Origin of the sequence: Paenibacillus sp. cl130 (assembly GCF_900116035.1) — a bacterium.
Classification (GTDB): Bacteria; Bacillota; Bacilli; order Paenibacillales; family Paenibacillaceae; genus Paenibacillus; species Paenibacillus polymyxa_B.
The window spans coordinates 151,594-169,976 of sequence record NZ_FOYG01000008.1 but is presented as its reverse complement, the minus strand read 5'-3'; the positions used below and the strand labels follow the sequence as shown (position 1 = coordinate 169,976).

The 18,383-nt window shown below is 48.5% G+C and carries 18 protein-coding genes and 1 pseudogene; 15 read left to right on the top strand and 4 right to left on the bottom strand.

All coding sequences use genetic code 11. The features are described 5' to 3' along the window. Nucleotides 1-196: 196 nt before the first annotated feature. Nucleotides 197-1,315, top strand: a complete 1,119-nt coding sequence (locus BM358_RS20945; RefSeq protein ID WP_028541783.1) for a slipin family protein — start codon at nucleotides 197-199, stop codon at nucleotides 1,313-1,315. Between the two features lie 60 nt (nucleotides 1,316-1,375). On the opposite strand, the gene BM358_RS20940 is transcribed toward BM358_RS20945, so the two are convergent. Beyond that, nucleotides 1,376-1,789 (bottom strand): chemotaxis protein CheW, encoded by a 414-nt coding sequence (locus BM358_RS20940; RefSeq protein ID WP_023990387.1) that lies wholly within the window; start codon nucleotides 1,787-1,789, stop codon nucleotides 1,376-1,378. 275 nt (nucleotides 1,790-2,064) lie between these two features. On the opposite strand from BM358_RS20940, the pseudogene BM358_RS20935 reads away from it, so the two are divergent. From BM358_RS20935 to BM358_RS20870, 14 genes and pseudogenes are all read left to right on the top strand, one after another. Then, nucleotides 2,065-2,983: pseudogene (locus BM358_RS20935) on the top strand (sugar-binding transcriptional regulator). Between the two features lie 209 nt (nucleotides 2,984-3,192). Beyond that, on the top strand, nucleotides 3,193-3,855 hold the full coding sequence (gene deoC / locus BM358_RS20930) for a deoxyribose-phosphate aldolase (RefSeq protein WP_025722509.1): 663 nt from the start codon (nucleotides 3,193-3,195) through the stop codon (nucleotides 3,853-3,855). Nucleotides 3,856-3,885: 30 nt separating this feature from the next. Further along, nucleotides 3,886-4,281: a cytidine deaminase gene (locus BM358_RS20925; RefSeq protein WP_023990384.1), complete on the top strand. Its 396-nt coding sequence runs from the start codon at nucleotides 3,886-3,888 to the stop codon at nucleotides 4,279-4,281. 75 nt (nucleotides 4,282-4,356) lie between these two features. Beyond that, entirely contained in the window at nucleotides 4,357-5,535 is a 1,179-nt protein-coding gene (locus BM358_RS20920) for a NupC/NupG family nucleoside CNT transporter (protein ID WP_023990383.1), read from the top strand. Between the two features lie 29 nt (nucleotides 5,536-5,564). Further along, a complete protein-coding gene (gene deoB, locus BM358_RS20915; protein ID WP_177235832.1) occupies nucleotides 5,565-6,749 on the top strand; it encodes a phosphopentomutase in 1,185 nt (394 codons plus the stop codon). Between the two features lie 91 nt (nucleotides 6,750-6,840). Beyond that, nucleotides 6,841-7,548: a purine-nucleoside phosphorylase gene (deoD, locus tag BM358_RS20910; protein WP_023990381.1), complete on the top strand. Its 708-nt coding sequence runs from the start codon at nucleotides 6,841-6,843 to the stop codon at nucleotides 7,546-7,548. 32 nt (nucleotides 7,549-7,580) lie between these two features. Further along, nucleotides 7,581-8,882, top strand: a complete 1,302-nt coding sequence (locus BM358_RS20905; RefSeq protein WP_028541785.1) for a pyrimidine-nucleoside phosphorylase — start codon at nucleotides 7,581-7,583, stop codon at nucleotides 8,880-8,882. A gap of 134 nt (nucleotides 8,883-9,016) precedes the next feature. Then, entirely contained in the window at nucleotides 9,017-10,066 is a 1,050-nt protein-coding gene (locus BM358_RS20900) for a leucine-rich repeat domain-containing protein (protein ID WP_028541786.1), read from the top strand. A gap of 120 nt (nucleotides 10,067-10,186) precedes the next feature. Continuing rightward, on the top strand, nucleotides 10,187-10,375 hold the full coding sequence (locus BM358_RS20895) for a hypothetical protein (RefSeq protein ID WP_231517203.1): 189 nt from the start codon (nucleotides 10,187-10,189) through the stop codon (nucleotides 10,373-10,375). A gap of 116 nt (nucleotides 10,376-10,491) precedes the next feature. Continuing rightward, complete coding sequence (locus BM358_RS20890) at nucleotides 10,492-11,175, top strand: hypothetical protein (protein ID WP_023990377.1); 684 nt, start codon at nucleotides 10,492-10,494, stop codon at nucleotides 11,173-11,175. A gap of 354 nt (nucleotides 11,176-11,529) precedes the next feature. After that, nucleotides 11,530-12,594, top strand: a complete 1,065-nt coding sequence (locus BM358_RS20885) for a sulfate ABC transporter substrate-binding protein (protein ID WP_028541787.1) — start codon at nucleotides 11,530-11,532, stop codon at nucleotides 12,592-12,594. 78 nt (nucleotides 12,595-12,672) lie between these two features. Next, complete coding sequence (gene cysT / locus BM358_RS20880; protein WP_028541788.1) at nucleotides 12,673-13,506, top strand: sulfate ABC transporter permease subunit CysT; 834 nt, start codon at nucleotides 12,673-12,675, stop codon at nucleotides 13,504-13,506. Between the two features lie 79 nt (nucleotides 13,507-13,585). Further along, nucleotides 13,586-14,461, top strand: coding sequence for a sulfate ABC transporter permease subunit CysW (cysW, locus tag BM358_RS20875; protein ID WP_013312030.1), 876 nt, complete (start codon nucleotides 13,586-13,588; stop codon nucleotides 14,459-14,461). A gap of 162 nt (nucleotides 14,462-14,623) precedes the next feature. Next, nucleotides 14,624-15,754, top strand: coding sequence for an aminotransferase class V-fold PLP-dependent enzyme (locus BM358_RS20870; RefSeq protein WP_028541789.1), 1,131 nt, complete (start codon nucleotides 14,624-14,626; stop codon nucleotides 15,752-15,754). A gap of 85 nt (nucleotides 15,755-15,839) precedes the next feature. Here BM358_RS20870 and phnE (BM358_RS20865) read toward each other — a convergent pair whose 3' ends face one another. Genes phnE (BM358_RS20865) through phnC form a run of 3 tightly spaced genes read right to left on the bottom strand, consistent with a single transcriptional unit; the run spans nucleotide 15,840 to nucleotide 18,255 of the window. Then, on the bottom strand, nucleotides 15,840-16,637 hold the full coding sequence (gene phnE / locus BM358_RS20865) for a phosphonate ABC transporter, permease protein PhnE (RefSeq protein WP_013312028.1): 798 nt from the start codon (nucleotides 16,635-16,637) through the stop codon (nucleotides 15,840-15,842). Beyond that, on the bottom strand, nucleotides 16,634-17,488 hold the full coding sequence (phnE, locus tag BM358_RS20860) for a phosphonate ABC transporter, permease protein PhnE (protein WP_028541790.1): 855 nt from the start codon (nucleotides 17,486-17,488) through the stop codon (nucleotides 16,634-16,636). The genes phnE (BM358_RS20865) and phnE (BM358_RS20860) overlap by 4 nt, the downstream gene beginning before the upstream one ends. Beyond that, nucleotides 17,485-18,255 carry a phosphonate ABC transporter ATP-binding protein gene (gene phnC, locus BM358_RS20855; RefSeq protein ID WP_023990372.1) on the bottom strand — a complete coding sequence of 257 codons (771 nt, stop codon included), beginning with the start codon at nucleotides 18,253-18,255 and terminating at the stop codon, nucleotides 17,485-17,487. Before phnC ends, phnE (BM358_RS20860) begins: the two co-directional genes overlap by 4 nt. Nucleotides 18,256-18,383: the final 128 nt, after the last annotated feature.

The following is an 18,383-nucleotide window of genomic DNA, read 5'->3' as shown; positions in this document are numbered from 1 at the left end:
AATCAGCGGAGCGGACCATTTGAATCTGAAGAAGCGAAGCGTTCGCCTTTGCAGTGGAATTCCTACCTTTGAATGTTTTATGTAATTGAAGGAATTCCACTGCAACAGCGATCGGAAGATCAAATGGAACGTGAAGCCGCTACACGCGGAAATGTACATTTTTAAGTTGAGGATTTTAAATACTAGGAGTGATACGATGTTTAAGAAGATAACGATTAAATCTGATGAGCGCGGGCTGCTGTTCAAAAAAGGAAGCTACCACAAGTTGTTGCACCCAGGAACTTACCTATTGAAAACATTTCGGCAGGAAGCAGTTGAAATTTTGAATGTAGCCGAACCATTTTTTGTACCTGATCATGACATTCGTTTGTTTTTGACAGATCCCCTATTGCTTGAGCAATTGAATGTCATTGATGTAGAGGACCATGAATATGTGTTGCATTATGAGGATAATCGATTTGTGGAGCTACTGACGGCAGGGAAATATGCTTTTTGGAACATGCTCAAGAAACATCATTTTGTTCGTGCAGATACTCGGCAGCCTGCGATTGATAAGGCATTGGGGCAAGCATTCTTGTCCAAGACACCGGGCTTCTGGAAGGCACTTCAGGTGGGCAGCTATGAATTGGGATTTTTGTATTACGATAATGTGTTGCAGGGTGAGCTAAAACCGGGCAAATATTATTTCTGGATGTCCACAGTGAATACAGAGATCAAAACGATAGATATGCGACAACAGCAGATGGACCTGATGGGACAGGAAATCATGACAGAGGACAAAATCACGCTGCGCCTCAACTTCGTCTGTCAGTACCGTATCATCGACCCGTTGCGGGCGTTGGAATTCCGGGCATACGAGGAACAAATGTATATTATGCTTCAACTGCTGCTACGCGAATACGTTGGCACGATGAAGCTGGATGATTTGCTGAAAATGAAGCAAGAGATTGCGGAATATGTTTTGACTCGACTGAATGAGCAGAGTGGCGAATATGGAGTGACTTTTACGTCAGCTGGGGTGAAGGATATTATTTTGCCGGGGGATATTAAGGATATTCTGAATACCGTGCTGTTGGCAGAGAAGAAGGCACAGGCCAACCTCATCACACGACGTGAAGAGACGGCATCCACTCGTAGTCTGCTCAATACGGCCAAGCTGATGGACGAGAATGCCACCCTCTATCGTCTTAAAGAACTGGAATTCATGGAAAAAATCTGCGAGAAGATTGGCACGATTTCGCTGACTGGCGGAAATACGTTACTGGAGCAGCTGAACACGCTGGTTCACATGAAAGAGGGGCAGGGACTCCAATAACTGAAAATACTCCCGAACGATGAGTGCAAGCCGGCTCAAGGTTTGGGAGTATTTTGCGTTTTAGTTCGTCTTGGTGGATGCAAGAAAAGCGTCCATATCGATCACCGGAATGAGGGTACCCTGATGCTCCATCACAGTAGGGAACAACTCGCGCTGCCACTCTTCCTCATTGCTTTGTAGCTGACTGTCCTCGGCAGAAGCCGTGTCCTCTACCTGATCGACAAGCAGAGCAATCTTCGCACGGCTGAGCAAAATCATTTTGTCCTCGGCGGAATCGCTTGATGCAGGAAGAAACAGCTTTTTGCGTAAATTAAGGATCGTAAATACGTTGCCGCGAATAGTCACCATTCCTTCATGCCACGCCTCGGAAAAGGGAAGAGGCGTTCCTTTTTTGGCATTCATGACTTCTTCTACTTCCACAAAGTTTAACGCGAACTTTTTGTCCGCCAGACTGCACACAATAAATTCAGACATAGCAATTCTCCTTACATATTCAGATAAGCCATCACAGGTTGTGAATGAGCGGTAAAATGGGTTAACTATTGCGTTTTGACAGATGGAACGATAAAGTTGAGGATGCGGTAAAGTAGTTGTAGTTAATCACAGAATATCACAAACGAGCAGTTAAATCTTCCAAATTAACAACTATACGGCCAAGGCGTGGCTTCAAGTTTCCCTTCATATATAATGTTTGGGACTAAAGCTGTGTCCGCTGGCACTACATTTTAAGATAAGCGGGTTGAGGTAGAATGGATCATGAAAAGCAGCGATTAAGTATCGAGGCAGCCAGATTATACTATCTAAACGACTACAGTCAGCAAGATATCGCGGTCAGACTCGGGGTTTCGCGTCCTACGGTATCGCGGTTACTGCAGGCTGCCAAGGAACAGGGATACGTGCGGATCAGTATTGTGGACCCGATGGAGGATATGGACGCGCTCGGAGAGCAGGTGAAGAAGAAGTACGGACTGGATACCGTGTTAGTCTGTTATTCGCCGTTAAATGAATATCAGGAGATCAAGAAGCATATTAGCAAAAAAGCAGCCGATTATTTGCATGAAACGGTACAGGATGCTGATATTATTGGAGTGACATGGGGAACAACGATGCATGCCGTAGCGCTTCATCTCCAGCAAAAGCAGGTCAAGGGAGTTGAGGTGGTTCAGCTCAAAGGAGGCGTGAGCCATTCGCATGTCAACACATATGCCGTGGAAACCGTGAATTTGTTCGCAGAAGCCTTTCATACCATAGCACGGTATTTGCCGCTGCCTGTGATTTTCGACAGTCACGCCGTTAAGAAAATGGTCGAGGAGGATCGGCATATCCAGCGTATCATTGAACTTGGCAAGCAGGCGAACATCGCTGTGTTTACGGTGGGTACGGTCAAGGAGGATGCATTGCTGTTCCGATTGGGCTATTTTAACGGAGAAGAGCAGAAGCTACTGCAAAGAATCGGCAAGGGCGATATTTGCTCGCGCTTTTTTGACGCTGAGGGCAACATATGCAGTCAGGAAATCAATAGCCGTACCGTCGGGATTGATTTGCCTGATTTGCGAAAGAAGGAGAAGTCCATTCTCGTCGCTGGAGGCCATTCGGGCATCGCTGCGTGGCAAGTATGCGAATATCTTGGTGACAGATCAGTTTACGGCACAAGCACTTTTACAATAGAGCAAGTCGTTCTCAATCCAGCAAAATACACGGTTATGGCGTTTCCCTACAGGGTAATATGAATTGTAGGTGACGCCTTGCGCATAAGCTTGAACATAATTTCAAAATGTGTTTTACATATGTTCAAAGGCGTGCTATGATGGTCTCATCACAGAGAAATAAAGGACTTTTGTCTTCACACTATTTATCTAATGAAGGAGCTTTTAGATATGAACATTGCAGCATTAATCGACCATACATTGTTGCGTGCAGATGCGACGAAGGATGAATTTACGAAATTGACTGCCGAGGCCAAAAAATATCAGTTTGCTTCTGTATGTGTGAACCCGACGTGGGTAGCTTATGCAGCAGAACAGCTCGCAGGCACAGGAGTAGCTATCTGTACAGTTATCGGTTTCCCGCTGGGAGCGAGCACGTCCGCAACGAAAGCATTTGAAACGAAAGATGCTATTGCTAACGGTGCGACTGAAATCGATATGGTTATTAACATAGGCGCTTTGAAGGCACGTGATGTACAGCTCGTCGAGCAGGACATCCGTGCGGTCGTGGAGGCAGCTGCCGGTACACTGGTAAAAGTAATTATCGAAACATGCCTGCTGACAGACGAAGAGAAGGTACTGGCATGTGAGCTGTCCGTCAAAGCGGGAGCGAATTTTGTGAAAACCTCGACAGGCTTCTCAACAGGTGGAGCTACTGCGGAAGATGTGGCTTTGATGCGCAAAACGGTAGGACCTGAGATTGGTGTTAAGGCTTCAGGCGGTGTACGCAGTCTGGAAGACGTGCAAAAATTAGTAGAAGCTGGCGCAAGTCGGATCGGTGCAAGTTCCGGTGTGAAGATCATCGAGGGCGAGCAGTCTACATCTTCCTACTAAGTTTATTTTAAAGTCATGGAGGGATTCGCGATGAAGGATCAATTGATTCAGAAAGCGCTTGAGGCGCGTAAACAGGCATACGTTCCGTATTCGAATTTTCAGGTGGGTGCTGCGGTTCTCGGAAGCGATGGCACGATTTATCACGGATGTAATGTGGAAAATGCCTCCTACGGCTTATGCAATTGTGCAGAGCGGACAGCGATTTTCAAAATGGTATCCGAAGGCTGCCGTCAAATTGATTCGATTGCGATAGTAGCTGATACGGAAGGGCCTGTGTCTCCATGTGGGGCCTGTCGTCAGGTTATTTCCGAATTTGCTCATCAAGATACCAAAATTTATCTGACAAACCTTCATGGCAACACGGAAGAGTGGACGGTGGATCAATTACTGCCGGGTGCTTTTCGACCTGCGGATCTGGGGAAATAAAAAAAAGAATGCCTCTTTGGAGCGCATTCTTTTTACGGGGAATGTAAGCGCTTAATGTAATGAGGGGGAAATTAAATGAAATATGTAATCGCTCTGGTGGGACTGCTCGTTGTATTTGCACTTACTTACGTTGCCAGCAGTGACAAGCGTAAAATCAGGTATCGTCCGCTGATAGTTATGGTTGTTCTGCAAGCAGCGCTTGCTTTCGTATTGCTGAATACAGGAATTGGCGAATTTCTGGTCAAAGGCTTTGCAAAAGGTTTTAATAGTCTTTTGGCATATGCAACTGAAGGGATTAACTTTGTTTTTGGCGGAATTGCGAATGAAGGAGCAGCCCCGTTCTTTATCGGTGTACTGCTGCCAATCGTGTTCATATCTGCGCTGATTGGTATTTTGCAATATGTAAAAGTGTTGCCTTTTATTATTAAATATATCGGGCTTGTCTTGAGCAAAGTAAACGGAATGGGTAAACTGGAATCCTACAACGCTGTAGCTTCGGCTATCTTGGGTCAATCCGAGGTGTTTATTTCCGTTAAGAAGCAAATTGGTCTGCTGCCAAAACATCGGTTGTATACACTGTGTGCGTCTGCGATGTCAACGGTGTCCATGTCGATTGTGGGAGCTTACATGCAAATGTTAAACCCAAAATATGTGGTCACAGCTTTGGTATTGAACCTGTTCGGCGGCTTTATTATCGCTTCCATTATTAATCCGTACAAGATTGAGAAGGAAGACGATTTACTGGAGGTTCAGGAGGAAGAGAAGCAGTCCTTCTTCGAAATGCTCGGGGAATATATTATGGACGGTTTCAAGGTTGCTATTACGGTAGCTGCAATGCTGATCGGTTTTGTGGCGCTGATTGCCATGGTTAACGGGATTTTCTCTTGGTTGTTTGGAATCAGCTTTCAGGCGCTGCTTGGATATGTGTTTGCGCCTTTCGCTTTTGTCATGGGTATTCCGTGGAACGAAGCCGTTCAGGCGGGCAGCATTATGGCTACCAAACTCGTGTCCAACGAATTCGTGGCCATGCTTGATCTGACCAAGCAAACAGGCTTGTCGGAGCGCACGGTCGGGATCGTATCGGTATTCCTCGTATCCTTTGCTAACTTCTCATCCATCGGTATCATTTCCGGGGCTGTGAAGGGTTTGCATGAAAAACAAGGAAATGTGGTGGCCCGCTTTGGTCTGAAGCTGTTGTACGGGGCAACGCTGGTTAGCGTGCTGTCGGCAACGATTGCAGGGTTGTTTTTGTAAAAAAAACAGCGAGTTAGGAAAGGATTTTTATGATGTCTAAATTCAAACGAATTCACTTGGTGGTTATGGACTCGGTTGGTATCGGCGAAGCGCCGGATGCTGCCCAGTTTGATGATTACGATGTAGATACACTCGGTCATATTGCCCGCGAACGCGGTGGTCTAAAGATGCCGAATATGGGTAAGCTCGGTCTATCCAATATTCGTTCCATAGAAGGTGTGGAAGCGGCCGACAAGCCGCTTGCGTATTACACTAAGATGCAGGAAGCGTCCAATGGCAAGGATACGATGACGGGTCATTGGGAAATCATGGGCTTGAATATTGCTGTTCCTTTCCGTGTATTTCCTGATGGGTTCCCGGATGAGCTGATTCAGCGCATTGAGGAGCACACAGGCCGCAAAGTTATTGGCAATAAGCCGGCCAGCGGAACGGAAATCATGGATGAGCTGGGCGAAGAACACGTGAAAACTGGAGCGCTCATCATCTATACCTCGGCGGACTCTGTGCTGCAAATTGCGGCGCATGAGGAAGTTGTACCTTTGAAAGAGCTCTATGAGATTTGCGAGTTCTGCCGTAAAATCACGCTGGAAGATCCGTACATGCTGGGTCGCATTATTGCACGTCCGTTCGTAGGCGAGGCAGGGAACTTCTCTCGTACCTCCAACCGACATGATTATGCGCTCAAACCGTTTGGTCGCACCACCATGAACGAGCTGAAGGATGCAGGTCTAGATGTGATCGCCTTGGGTAAAATCTCCGACATTTATGACGGTGAGGGTGTGACGAAGGCGGTGCGTACGGTGTCCAATATGGACGGCATGGATAAGCTGGTGGCTACGCTCGATGAGGATTTCACCGGATTAAGTTTTCTGAATTTGGTGGACTTTGACGCTGTATACGGTCACCGTCGTGATCCGCAGGGATATGGTCAAGCCTTGGACGATTACGATGCGCGTCTGCCAGAGGTTTTTGCCAAAATGACCGATGACGATCTGCTAATCATCACTGCGGACCATGGGAATGACCCGACGTATCGGGGAACGGATCACACCCGCGAATATGTACCTTTGCTGGCATATTCCCCGCGTTTTACAGCTGGGGGCAAGGAGCTTGCAGTTCGTAAAACCTTTGCTGATATTGGAGCGACCGTGGCGGATAACTTTGGTGTGAAACTGCCTGAACATGGAACGAGCTTTTTGGCAGAGCTTCAGTAATCAAGGACCAGCAAGAGTACAAGCAAGATTACTAGTAACGATATAAATAACAATACAAGCATGGACAAATGGGACGGAGGAATAAAAAAACATGAGTGTACACATTGGAGCCAAACCCGGAGAAATTGCAGAAACGATTTTGCTGCCAGGAGACCCGTTACGGGCTAAGTTTATTGCTGAAACGTATCTGGAGGACGTGACCTGCTACAACGAGGTACGCGGAATGCTCGGATTCACGGGGACGTACCAAGGCAAACGCCTATCTGTACAGGGAACTGGGATGGGGCTGCCTTCCATCAGTATTTATGTCAACGAACTGATTAGCGAATATGGTGTGAAAAACCTGTTCCGCGTGGGTACATGCGGCGGAATGAAGGAGCATGTGCACGTTCGTGACGTCATTTTGGCACAGGCATCCTGTACGGATTCCGGCATGAACCGCCATATCTTTGGCGGCTACGATTACTCGCCGATTGCCAGCTTCAATCTATTGAAGGGCGCTTATGATCGCGGTGTTGCCAAAGGCCTGAACATGCATGTCGGCAATGTATTCAGCTCAGACAGCTTCTACCGTGATGACAAATCAGTGGTACAAAAGCTGATGGAATACGGCGTGCTGGGTGTAGAAATGGAAACTTCGGCTTTATACACGTTGGCAGCCAAGTTTGGTGTAAACGCACTGACGATTCTGACGGTAAGCGATCATTTGCTGACGGGGGAAGAAACGACCGCAGAAGAACGGCAAACAACTTTTAAAGAAATGATGGAAGTTGCACTGGATACAGCAGTATCTCTGTAAACGATCATACGCACAGTGAGGAGAAATGACATATGAGAATGGTAGACTTGATTGAGAAAAAACGTGACGGAAAAGAACTGAGTACGGAGGAAATTAATTTTATTATCCAAGGCTACACTCAGGGTGAAATTCCTGATTATCAAGTCAGTGCATTGGCGATGTCCATTTTCTTCAAAGATATGACTGAACGCGAACGCGCTGATCTGACGATGGCGATGGTTCATTCGGGTGATACCATTGATCTGTCCGCGATTGAAGGTGTAAAGGTCGATAAGCATTCCACTGGCGGTGTGGGTGATACGACAACGCTGGTACTGGCTCCGCTCGTAGCAGCCTTGGACATTCCGGTAGCCAAAATGTCAGGCCGCGGCCTCGGACATACTGGAGGAACGATCGACAAGCTGGAAGCTATTGCAGGCTTCCACGTCGAAATCAGCAAGGACGAATTTGTGGATTTGGTGAATCGCAGCAAAATTGCGGTCATCGGGCAAAGCGGTAACCTGACACCTGCGGACAAAAAGCTGTATGCCTTGCGTGACGTTACAGCGACGGTCAACTCGATTCCGCTGATTGCCAGCTCGATTATGAGTAAGAAAATCGCTGCCGGCTCCGATGCCATCGTGCTTGATGTAAAAACAGGTGCAGGCGCATTTATGAAAACCGTAGATGATGCCAAAGCACTGGCACATGCTATGGTGAGCATCGGTAACAATGTGGGTCGCAAAACGATGGCAGTCATTTCCGATATGAGTCAACCGCTGGGTCTGGCCATCGGTAACTCGCTGGAAGTGAAAGAAGCGATTGATACGCTGCGTGGCGAAGGACCAAAAGATCTGGAAGAGCTGTGTATGGCTTTGGGCAGTCAGATGGTGTTTTTGGCAGGGAAAGCAGAATCTCTCGAAAACGCCAAAGAGAAGCTCAAAGAAGTCATTCGCAATGGCAAAGCACTGGAGAAATTCAAAGAGTTTATTGCGAATCAGGGCGGTGACGCTTCTGTAGTGGATCATCCTGAACGCTTGCCGCAAGCACAGTATCTTATTGAGGTGCCTGCGAAGCAGGACGGTGTGGTAGCTGAAATCGTGGCTGACGAAATCGGTACCGCAGCGATGTTGCTTGGAGCAGGACGTGCGACCAAAGAATCCGAGATTGATCTGGCTGTCGGCTTGATGCTGAACAAAAAGGTCGGGGATGCTGTTCAAAAAGGCGATTCACTGGTTACTATTCATGCGAACCGTGAAGATGTAGCCCAAGTGCTGGAGAAAATCTACGCGAACATCCGTATTGCGGATCACGCGGAAGCGCCAGTGCTAATCTACGGAACAGTGACAGAGTAAGCGATAAGCCATATTTATAAAGTCGTGTTGAGTGTCTTTGATCAAGTTTGAAAAATATGACAGCCGGACTCATAATAGATATGAGTTCGGCTTTTTTTATTGTAAGGCCGAGGGTTGCACAGAGGGGGAGAGACATGTTCAGATTATACAGCGATGTCCGGGGAGCAGCCTATGAAAGACTGATTGATTATGCTATGGAACGGGCAGACACGTTTATGCTGGGCATACATAAATGGGCGACAGAGGATGAGAATGGGGTGATCGACCAGGATGTCCTGTTCAAGGAATTGTTACAGCAATTGAATCCTTTTATGCTGTCCACACACTCTTATGAGGAAATTAGGGGCATCCATTCCATTGCCTACACACAAGGAACATTTTACCGATACCAGTGTGCGCCCGAGGCAGGGGGATTATTAAAGCAGGCGGCGTCTAGTTTGTTTTCCTGGGTACATCCCCAATTACCTGAGGATTTGTGCTTCCAGAATGCGGAGGGAAGGGATTGGATCATTAACATAGCTCACGAACGAATAGGTGGACTAAACATGGCTACAGAAGAAGCGGATGAATTGGAGAAGCTTATACCTGGTGTGTTTATTCACAAACCTGAATATCATCAGGATATAGATGTTTTTCTGGACGATGCTATTCGGCATCAACCGGATCGAGTAGAGCTTATGCGGTTTGGCTTGAGGGAGATACCGGAACGGATTAGAGAATTGTATTCCCTGAAGCATCTGACTATTTTCGAGCAGGATATACGAACACTACCGCACGCTTTGTTCGAATTGGAATCGTTGGAGTCACTGACGATACAAGTAGCGGATTTGGAAGAGCTACCCGCTGACATTGCCAAGCTGACCCATCTCAAAAACCTGAGGATCAGCTGTGGATGCTATGATCGTCCGGCCCCAGATTTCAAAGTGATTCCCAAGGCGGAGCTGGCATTTCGGCATTTGCCTCCTGAAATCGGAGAGCTGCAACAACTGGAGTATCTGGATATTCAGTATAGCGGAATCCGTACGTTGCCTCCTGAATTACAAAACCTGAAAAATCTACGCTCCTTGGACATTGTGAATGGATTCATCGAATCGGCACCCGATTTTATATATAAAATGACCTGGCTGAATCGCTTCCTTATAGAAGATAAGCCGTTCCATCTGTGCAATCACGGTGACGACTGAAGGAAAGATAAGAAGAGGAGGAAATCAAATGGTGGAGAGGAACGCAAGCTGTACATCAGTATCAAGAATACAGGTAAGCAACCCGTACAATACAAGCTCAATAGTGCGAATGGATTAGACTTGCAAGGGCCAACGAGCGGGTTTTCCAGCCGAACGTTGCAGCCGGGAGAACGCCACGATCTGGTGTTTGTAAAGCCAGAGGGACAGGATGAAGCTGCAAATGACTCCTTGAAAGAGATGATTTTGAAAGTAAGTACGGACGATGGATCGCAAGGAAACGTTAAAACCTTCGCATATATTACACTGTAAGCTCCTTCCAGAAAGGGCACGACATGCGGTCATTAGTCTACTTATGTTACAATAGAACGGTTGAAGACTTAATGAACAGAATAGGTCAGAGCAGAAAGCAGAAAGGATGACCCGTTGTGCCCAAAAACCATGAATTCGGTAATCAAAAGATGTCACGGAGGCTGTCACTCACAGCCATTTTACTTACACTTACCTTTGTAGCACTTACTGGCTGTGGTCAGGATAAGAATGCTGAAACCATTGATACTGGAAGCAGTACAAGTGTGATCGAGAACGGAGCCGGTGGTAGTCGTAGCGGTTCAGCCCAAAGTGACAAAGCAGCGAAAGAGAGCAAGAGTGCAGAAAACAGCGGTACTGATGCACAAAAATCAACTCCTTCAGCTCCATCTGCTTCATCGGATACATCTTCTTCTCCGGCAGCCTCCAATCCATCGCAAAATCCATTTGAGGTAGCAGGTATTCAAGATCCTAAAGCGTTTTTGAACACGTTCAAAGCGCTGCAGAAGGCAGTTGCCGACAATGACAAGGAAAAAGTGGCCAATTATATTTTGTACCCTCTGCGTGTTAATGATAGTGAAAAGTCGCTAACGATTCCGAATAAGAAAGATTTTATGGCCAAGTATGATCAGATTTTTACGGACGCAATTCGCGAGGCGCTGGTGAATCAAAAGACAGATGATTTGTTTGTTAATTATCAGGGAGTCATGGTGGGATCGGGTGAACTGTGGTTGAGAAGAGCTACGGACAATCCGAAGCTTTTTGGAGTCTTTTCGATTAATCTTGAAACGGTTGCCAACTAAGTCGTACTTCGTGTGTAAATGACCTCTAAACGGTCGGAAACATATATAATGTTTCTGACTGCCCCCCCTTAAAGAAAGAAAAGTCCAGATGATACATACCAAAAAAAGGTTTGACATCACTCCTAAACTCTCGTATTATATCCATATAACTCATTAAACAGGTAGGAATTAAAGAATTAATGTATGATCTCGCCATTTTGGCGGAGAACCTCTAGGAACAGCAGGCAGACACTGTCCACGTGACAGGTTTGACCTATCAGGGCTGCATCAGGGAATTCTCCGCTCTTTTTTTGATTATGTCTGTCAATAACAGGCGTAAATGAATACAAATTACATAGAATTCGGGGTGTCTTGATGAAGAGGCAATGGAAAAATGGACTTATTCTCGGACTATCTTTGGTTTTAACGATTATGCTAAGCGCTTGCGGGGCAAGCAAGGGAGGGACGCAGGCGGATGGTAGCTCTGCTGCCGGTTCCAAGGACGTGGAGTTACTCAATGTTTCTTATGATCCGACCCGTGAGCTGTATGAGGCATATAATAAAGCATTTGCCGCCCATTGGGAGAAGGAGAAAGGGCAGAAGGTTACGATCAAGCAATCTCACGGAGGATCTGGCAAGCAAAGTCGTTCTGTGCAGGACGGACTGGACGCGGACGTGGTAACTCTGGCCCTGGGTTATGATATTGATGCGCTACAGGAAAAAGGACTCGTTAAAGAGGGGTGGCAAAGTAAATATGAGCATAACAGCGCCCCGTACACTTCAACCATCGTGTTACTGGTACGCAAAGGGAACCCGAAAGGGATTAAGGACTGGGACGATTTAATCCGTGGCGATGTGCAAGTTATTACACCGAATCCTAAAACTTCGGGTGGAGCACGTTGGAACTATCTTGCAGCCTGGGCCTATGCGCTCAAGAAGAACAATAACGATGAAGCCAAGGCCCAGCAGTTTGTACAGGAGCTGTATAAGCATGTGCCGGTACTGGATAGCGGAGCACGTGGAGCGACAACGACTTTCGTAGAGCGTGGAATTGGCGATGTACTGATCGCTTGGGAAAATGAAGCACTGCTCTCGGTGAAGGAGCTGGGTGCGGACAAATTCGATATCGTGTATCCGTCGATCAGTATTTTGGCGGAACCACCGGTAGCGGTAGTTGATAAGGTGGTAGATAAAAAAGGTACACGCGAGGTGGCGGACGCATACCTGAAATATTTGTACAGTGAAGAAGGGCAGACCATTGCTGCCGAAAATTATTATCGCCCAACACTGGAGAGCGTGACGGCAAAGTTCAAGGATCAATTTCCTAAATTGGAGCTCGTGACCTTGAAGGATGTATTCGGGACATGGAAGGAGACGCAGCAGAAGCATTTCAGCGACAAGGGCATTTTTGACCAGATTTATGTACCCGGCAGTTCATAAAATAGGTGGACTGTGTAGGGATTGGGTCGGTAGCCGCGAGTGTCATAGTCAATGGATTCAGAGAGGGATGGACAGAACATGAATCAAGTGCAAGCCACTCGAAAACGCGTACTTCCCGGGTTCGGGTTAACAATGGGTTATAGTGTGCTGTATCTCAGTCTGGTGGTGCTGGTGCCTTTATCGGCACTGCTTCTGAATTCAACTGGACTGACGTGGGAGAAATTTTGGGACGTGGCGACTGATGTTAGGGTGCTGGCTTCCTACAAGGTAAGCTTTTTGTGTGCTGCGGCTGCGGCGCTGATCGACCTGTTTCTCGGTTTATTGATAGCTTGGGTGCTGGTGCGTTATGAGTTTCCGGGAAAACGACTTTTTGATGCGGTGATTGATCTGCCCTTTGCTTTGCCTACTGCGGTAGCAGGGGTTGCTTTGACTGCTCTGTATGCACAGAACGGCTGGATCGGTTCATTGTTTGAACCGCTTGGATGGAGGATGGCGTACTCACAGACGGGGATTACGCTAGCATTGATGTTTATTGGCATTCCGTTCGTTGTACGGACAGTGCAGCCGGTGCTGGAGGAGCTGGACAAGGATGAGGAGGAGGTCGCTGCTACGCTGGGAGCTGGCAGATGGCGTATCTTCTGCAGCGTTATTGTACCAGAGCTGGTGCCACCGCTGCTGACGGGTTTTGCGCTCGCCTTTGCCCGTGGCATTGGCGAGTATGGTTCTGTCGTCTTCATCTCTGGCAATATGCCGATGAAGACGGAAATTGCTCCACTGCTCATAATGTCCAAGCTGGAGCAAAATGACTATGCAGGAGCTACGGCAGTAGCGTTGATGCTGTTGGTAATTTCATTCTTGCTGTTACTCGTGATTAACAGCATTCAGCGCTGGTCACGACGGCGTACTGCCTAAACGCAACTGTCTAATGTGACTATCTAATGTTAACATGCAGGGCTGCGCATGATATCCACGTTCTAAGGAGGGATAGATTATGTCACAAGCGATAACTGGGCAGGAGCTTGCTTCTGCACCAGTGCCTTCATCTGCACCGCCCAACAGGGTCACGACCGAGGCCGCTTGGGTGAAGTGGACGCTGATTGGTGCTGCTTTTTTAGCTTTGCTCTGGGTGCTGGTATTGCCGCTAATCGTCGTGCTTACCGAAGCACTCAAGCAAGGATGGGGCGTATACGTCGAAGCGTTACGGGACCCGGATGCCATGTCCGCATTGCGGTTGACGCTGCTGGTGGCAGCGATAACGGTACCGCTGAATACGGTATTTGGTGTAGCTGCCGCTTGGCTGATCACGAAATTTCAATTTCGCGGCAAAGGCTTGCTGGTCACCTTAATTGATTTACCCTTTGCCATCTCTCCTGTCGTCGGAGGGCTGATGTATGTATTAGTGTTCGGCGCACAGGGCTGGCTTGGACCGTGGTTGGACGAGCATGATATTAAAATTATATTTGCTTTGCCTGGTATTATTTTAGCGACGCTGTTCATCACCTTTCCATTTGTGGCGCGAGAACTCATTCCAATGATGGAAGATCAGGGACAGCAGGAGGAAGAAGCGGCTGTCATGCTGGGCGCGCGCGGTTGGCGCATTTTCTGGAAAGTGACGCTGCCGAACATCAAGTGGGGTTTGTTGTATGGCATCATTTTGTGTAATGCGCGAGCCATGGGTGAGTTCGGTGCAGTGTCCGTCGTTTCTGGACATATCCGTGGAGAGACGAATACACTGCCGCTGCATGTAGAAATTTTGTATAACGAATATCAGTTCTCGGCATCTTTTGCGGTGGCCTCGTTGTTGTTGTTACTTGCTCTGGCAACCTTGGTACTTAAAAGCTGGTTTGGACGCAAACGCGTGCATTAATTTATGATTTTGTATATGATCCCTCAGGGCCTCTCTTTGCGTCTATCGTCTGTTAACGGCGAGAAGATGGGAAGAGAGGCCCTTGTTCTAAGGTGGCTTATATGGATAATAAAATGATCATATCAAGGCACGTTGGTGTGCCCAGGAGGAGCGAAGGGAAAAATGAAACATCCGTTTCAGTCCTACCGTCAGCTGTTTCCAGTGCTGTCCTCACATATCCATGTAGGAAGCTGTTCCCAGGGGGCCGTATCGAGGCCGGTTTCCGCTGCCATTGAGGAATATCATCGAAGTTTGCTGCAACACGGTCATAACGGCGATCTATCTATGGCACGTTTGGAGGAGGCCAGAGGGCATTTTGCCAAGCTCATCGGGGCGGAGTCTGACGAAATTGCGGTCCTGTCCTCAGCCTCTGAGGCGATTGCTGGGGTGGCTACAGCCCTTCCTTATGTACCGGGAAAAGAAGGCATTGTGTATGCGGACACCGACTTTCCGACGGTGGGACACATCTGGCAGGCACAGGAGATGTTCCATGATCACATCTGCTGTATCCCCTCCGTCGAGGGAGAAGTGACGATAGAGCAGTATGAGGAGCATGTTACGGAGAAAACTGCGCTCGTTATGGTGTCACAAGTGAACTATACCAACGGATTTCAGCAGGATTTAAAATCCATTGCAGATATAGCTCACCGAAATCAGGCGTTGCTGTTTGTGGATGCTTATCAGTCTGCAGGGATCGTTCCAGTGGACGTTAAGGCAATGGGCGTAGATATTTTGGTCGCGGGAGCCCGCAAATATATGCTGGGAATTCCGGGCGTGGCTTTTCTTTATGTAAGCAAGGACCGAATAGACCGCTTCAAGCCCCGTCTTACAGGCTGGCTTGGGCAGGAGCCTGCTTCCCGGTTTGATATTGCTCACCCGTTTCCGGCGGCGGGAGCCCGACGCTTTGAGACGGGATTGCCTTCTTTTATTAGCATTTTTGCCGCCAATGCGGCTTTAAAGCTGCTGCTAGAGATTGGAGTCACGAATATTCAGGCCTATATGAGTGAGTTGTTGGATTTTTCCGTTGAATATGGACGGCGCAAAGGGCTACACATACGTGTACCTTACAGGGGAGGCACATTACCAAGCCTGCTCGCTGTTGAAGTAGCCGACGTGTCGGCTGTGGAGAGGAATTTGAGAAGCCAAAATATGATCGTTTCAGCACGAAAGGATGTTATCCGTGTGGCTCCTCATTTTTACAATACGGCTGAGGAAGTCCGACGGGTCATAGATGAATTGGCAGGGAGACGTTGAACGACAAAAGCCTCTTCCGAGTGAATGGGAGCATGACATGTCCCTTTTTACACAGGAGAGGCTTTTTGGGCGTTTAGAGTTCTAATTATACGATCCGTTTGCGCAGCCAGCCGGAAATCAGATCCGTCAAAATGATCAGAACCACAATGCCTAGCAAAATAACGCCTACACGGTTCCAGTTGCGCATTTGGAGTGCAAATAGTAGCGGAGTACCGATACCACCTGCACCGACCAGACCGAGCGTGGTAGCAGAACGGATATTAATTTCAAAACGGTAAAGCGAATACGAAAGAAACTGTGGAATCACCTGTGGTAGCACGGCGAAGAAGATCACCTGCCAACGATTGGCACCGCACGCGATCAAAGCTTCCTGGGGCCCGTGATCGACACTTTCGATCGTTTCCGAGAAAAGCTTCGCCAGCATGCCGATGGAGTGAATGCCGAGGGCAAGCACACCCGCAAACGAGCCGGGTCCAACGGCTTTGATAAACAAGATGGCGACGATCATTTCGGGAAATACCCGGATGACACTAAGCACAAATTTCCCGCTACCCGATAAGGGACGCAGACGGGTCATATTGCTGGACGCCCAAAAGGCGAACGGAAGGCAGACAAATGCGGATACGAAGGTTCCGAGCACTGAAATGACCAGCGTATCCAGCAACCCGCGCAGTAAATCCTCTCCCTCAGGGATGTAGACGAACGACCAGTCGGGATGAAGGAAGCCGTCCAATATAGCGACAGAGACACTTTTGGCCGTTCCCTGTAATCCTTCAAACTGCATCCCGCGAAAAGCCCAAATATAAATGATGATTAGCAGAATAGCTATCGCCCATAGGCGCAGGCGGGAGCCAATAGGTCTGCGAAGCGTAGGATCATTCATAATAATTTCCTCCGTAGCAGGTTACTGCCGTAATCAATCGCAAGGACGATGACGAGGGTCAGTAGAATAATGATGCTTGCCCGATCATATCGGAACAGCCCCAGAGAACGGTCAAGCAGCAGACCGATACCTCCAGCGCCGACCAGGCCCAGAACGGAAGCCGCGCGTACATTAACCTCAAAGGTATACAGCAAGTACGACACAAAATAAGGAAGAGCCTGCGGAACCACACCAAAGGCGATGACCTGAATGCGGCTCGCGCCAACAGCGGTCATGGCTTCCAGCGGCCCGGGATCAATGGCTTCAATCGCCTCAAAGGTCAGCTTGGCTATGATGCCAAAGGAGAAGAAGAGCAGGGCGAGCATCCCCGCAAACGGCCCGATGCCGAACACCGCCACAAAGATCGAGGCAAACAGCAAATCGGGAATCGTCCGTACTAGATTCAGGATCGTGCGCATCGGCAGCGAAATCAGTTTGCGCGGCATCACATTATAGGCACACAGTAACGCGACAGGGATCGCCAATATGGCTCCCAGTGTCGTGCCAACAATGGCGATCTGGATCGTTTCCAGCATCGGTTTCCAGATGGTAGGCAGATAGCTCCAGTCGGGTGGAAACATTTCCCCCAACAATTTGCCCATCTCCGGCAAGCCGACGATCAACTGGTAAGGTGTGGCATCCGTATGAATGGAGCAGGCTACCAGCACCACGATAAAAATCATCCAGGTGGCATAACGTTTGTAACGTCCTGGCAACGGTGGCCCTGCGGGCGGCTTACTTGGCTGAGGCGGTCCAGCATGCGGTGACGGTTGCGTCGAAGAGAGCGGCTGGGCAGTAGAGTCGGGCTTCATGATCCCACTCCCAGCAGCTCATCATGCTTGATGGCCCGGCCGTAGATCTCCGCAAAGGCCTCATCCGTAGCCTCCTCCGGTGTGCCGTCAAAGACCACTTCCCCGGCGCGCAATCCGATGATCCGCGTTGCATATTCGCGCGCCAGATCAATGAAATGCAGATTGACGATGGTCGTAATCTGCATTTCACGGTTGATCCGCTGAAGGTCATCCATGACCTGGCGGGTGGTCAGCGGATCCAGCGATGCGACAGGCTCGTCCGCCAGAATGATTTTAGCCTCCTGCGCCAGAGCACGGGCGATGGATACGCGCTGCTGTTGGCCACCGGACAGCTCATCTGCCCGGCTGTAGGCTTTTTCGCGGATGTTCACGCGCTCCAGCGCTGTTAGTGCCAGTTCGATATCTTCCTTCGGAAAGAGGCCGAGAATGGTTCGCAGCGTTGAATGATAGCCGACGCGGCCGGAAAGTACATTGCGGAGCACCGTCGAACGCTTAACCAGATTGAAACTTTGAAAGATCATGCCGATATCACGGCGAATGCGCCGCAGCTCGCTGCTTCCAGCAGACGTGACGGACCTGCCACCCACGACAATGTCGCCGGACGTAATGTCATGCAGTCGGTTAATGGAACGCAGCAGGGTAGACTTACCTGCACCGGATAAGCCGACAATGACGACCATTTCTCCCTCCTGAATCGTCAAATTAATATTGTTTAACCCTTTGGTGCCGTTCGGGTATGTTTTCGATACGTTACGAAATTCGATCATATGCTCCCAACTTTCTCCCCCGATGGGGTGGAATGAAAACAACACCGCCATGAATACATGGACGGTGTTGCCCTGTCATTCGTAAAGCCTGTTTCGTAGCTGTTACTTCATTACAGTACCTTGTTTGT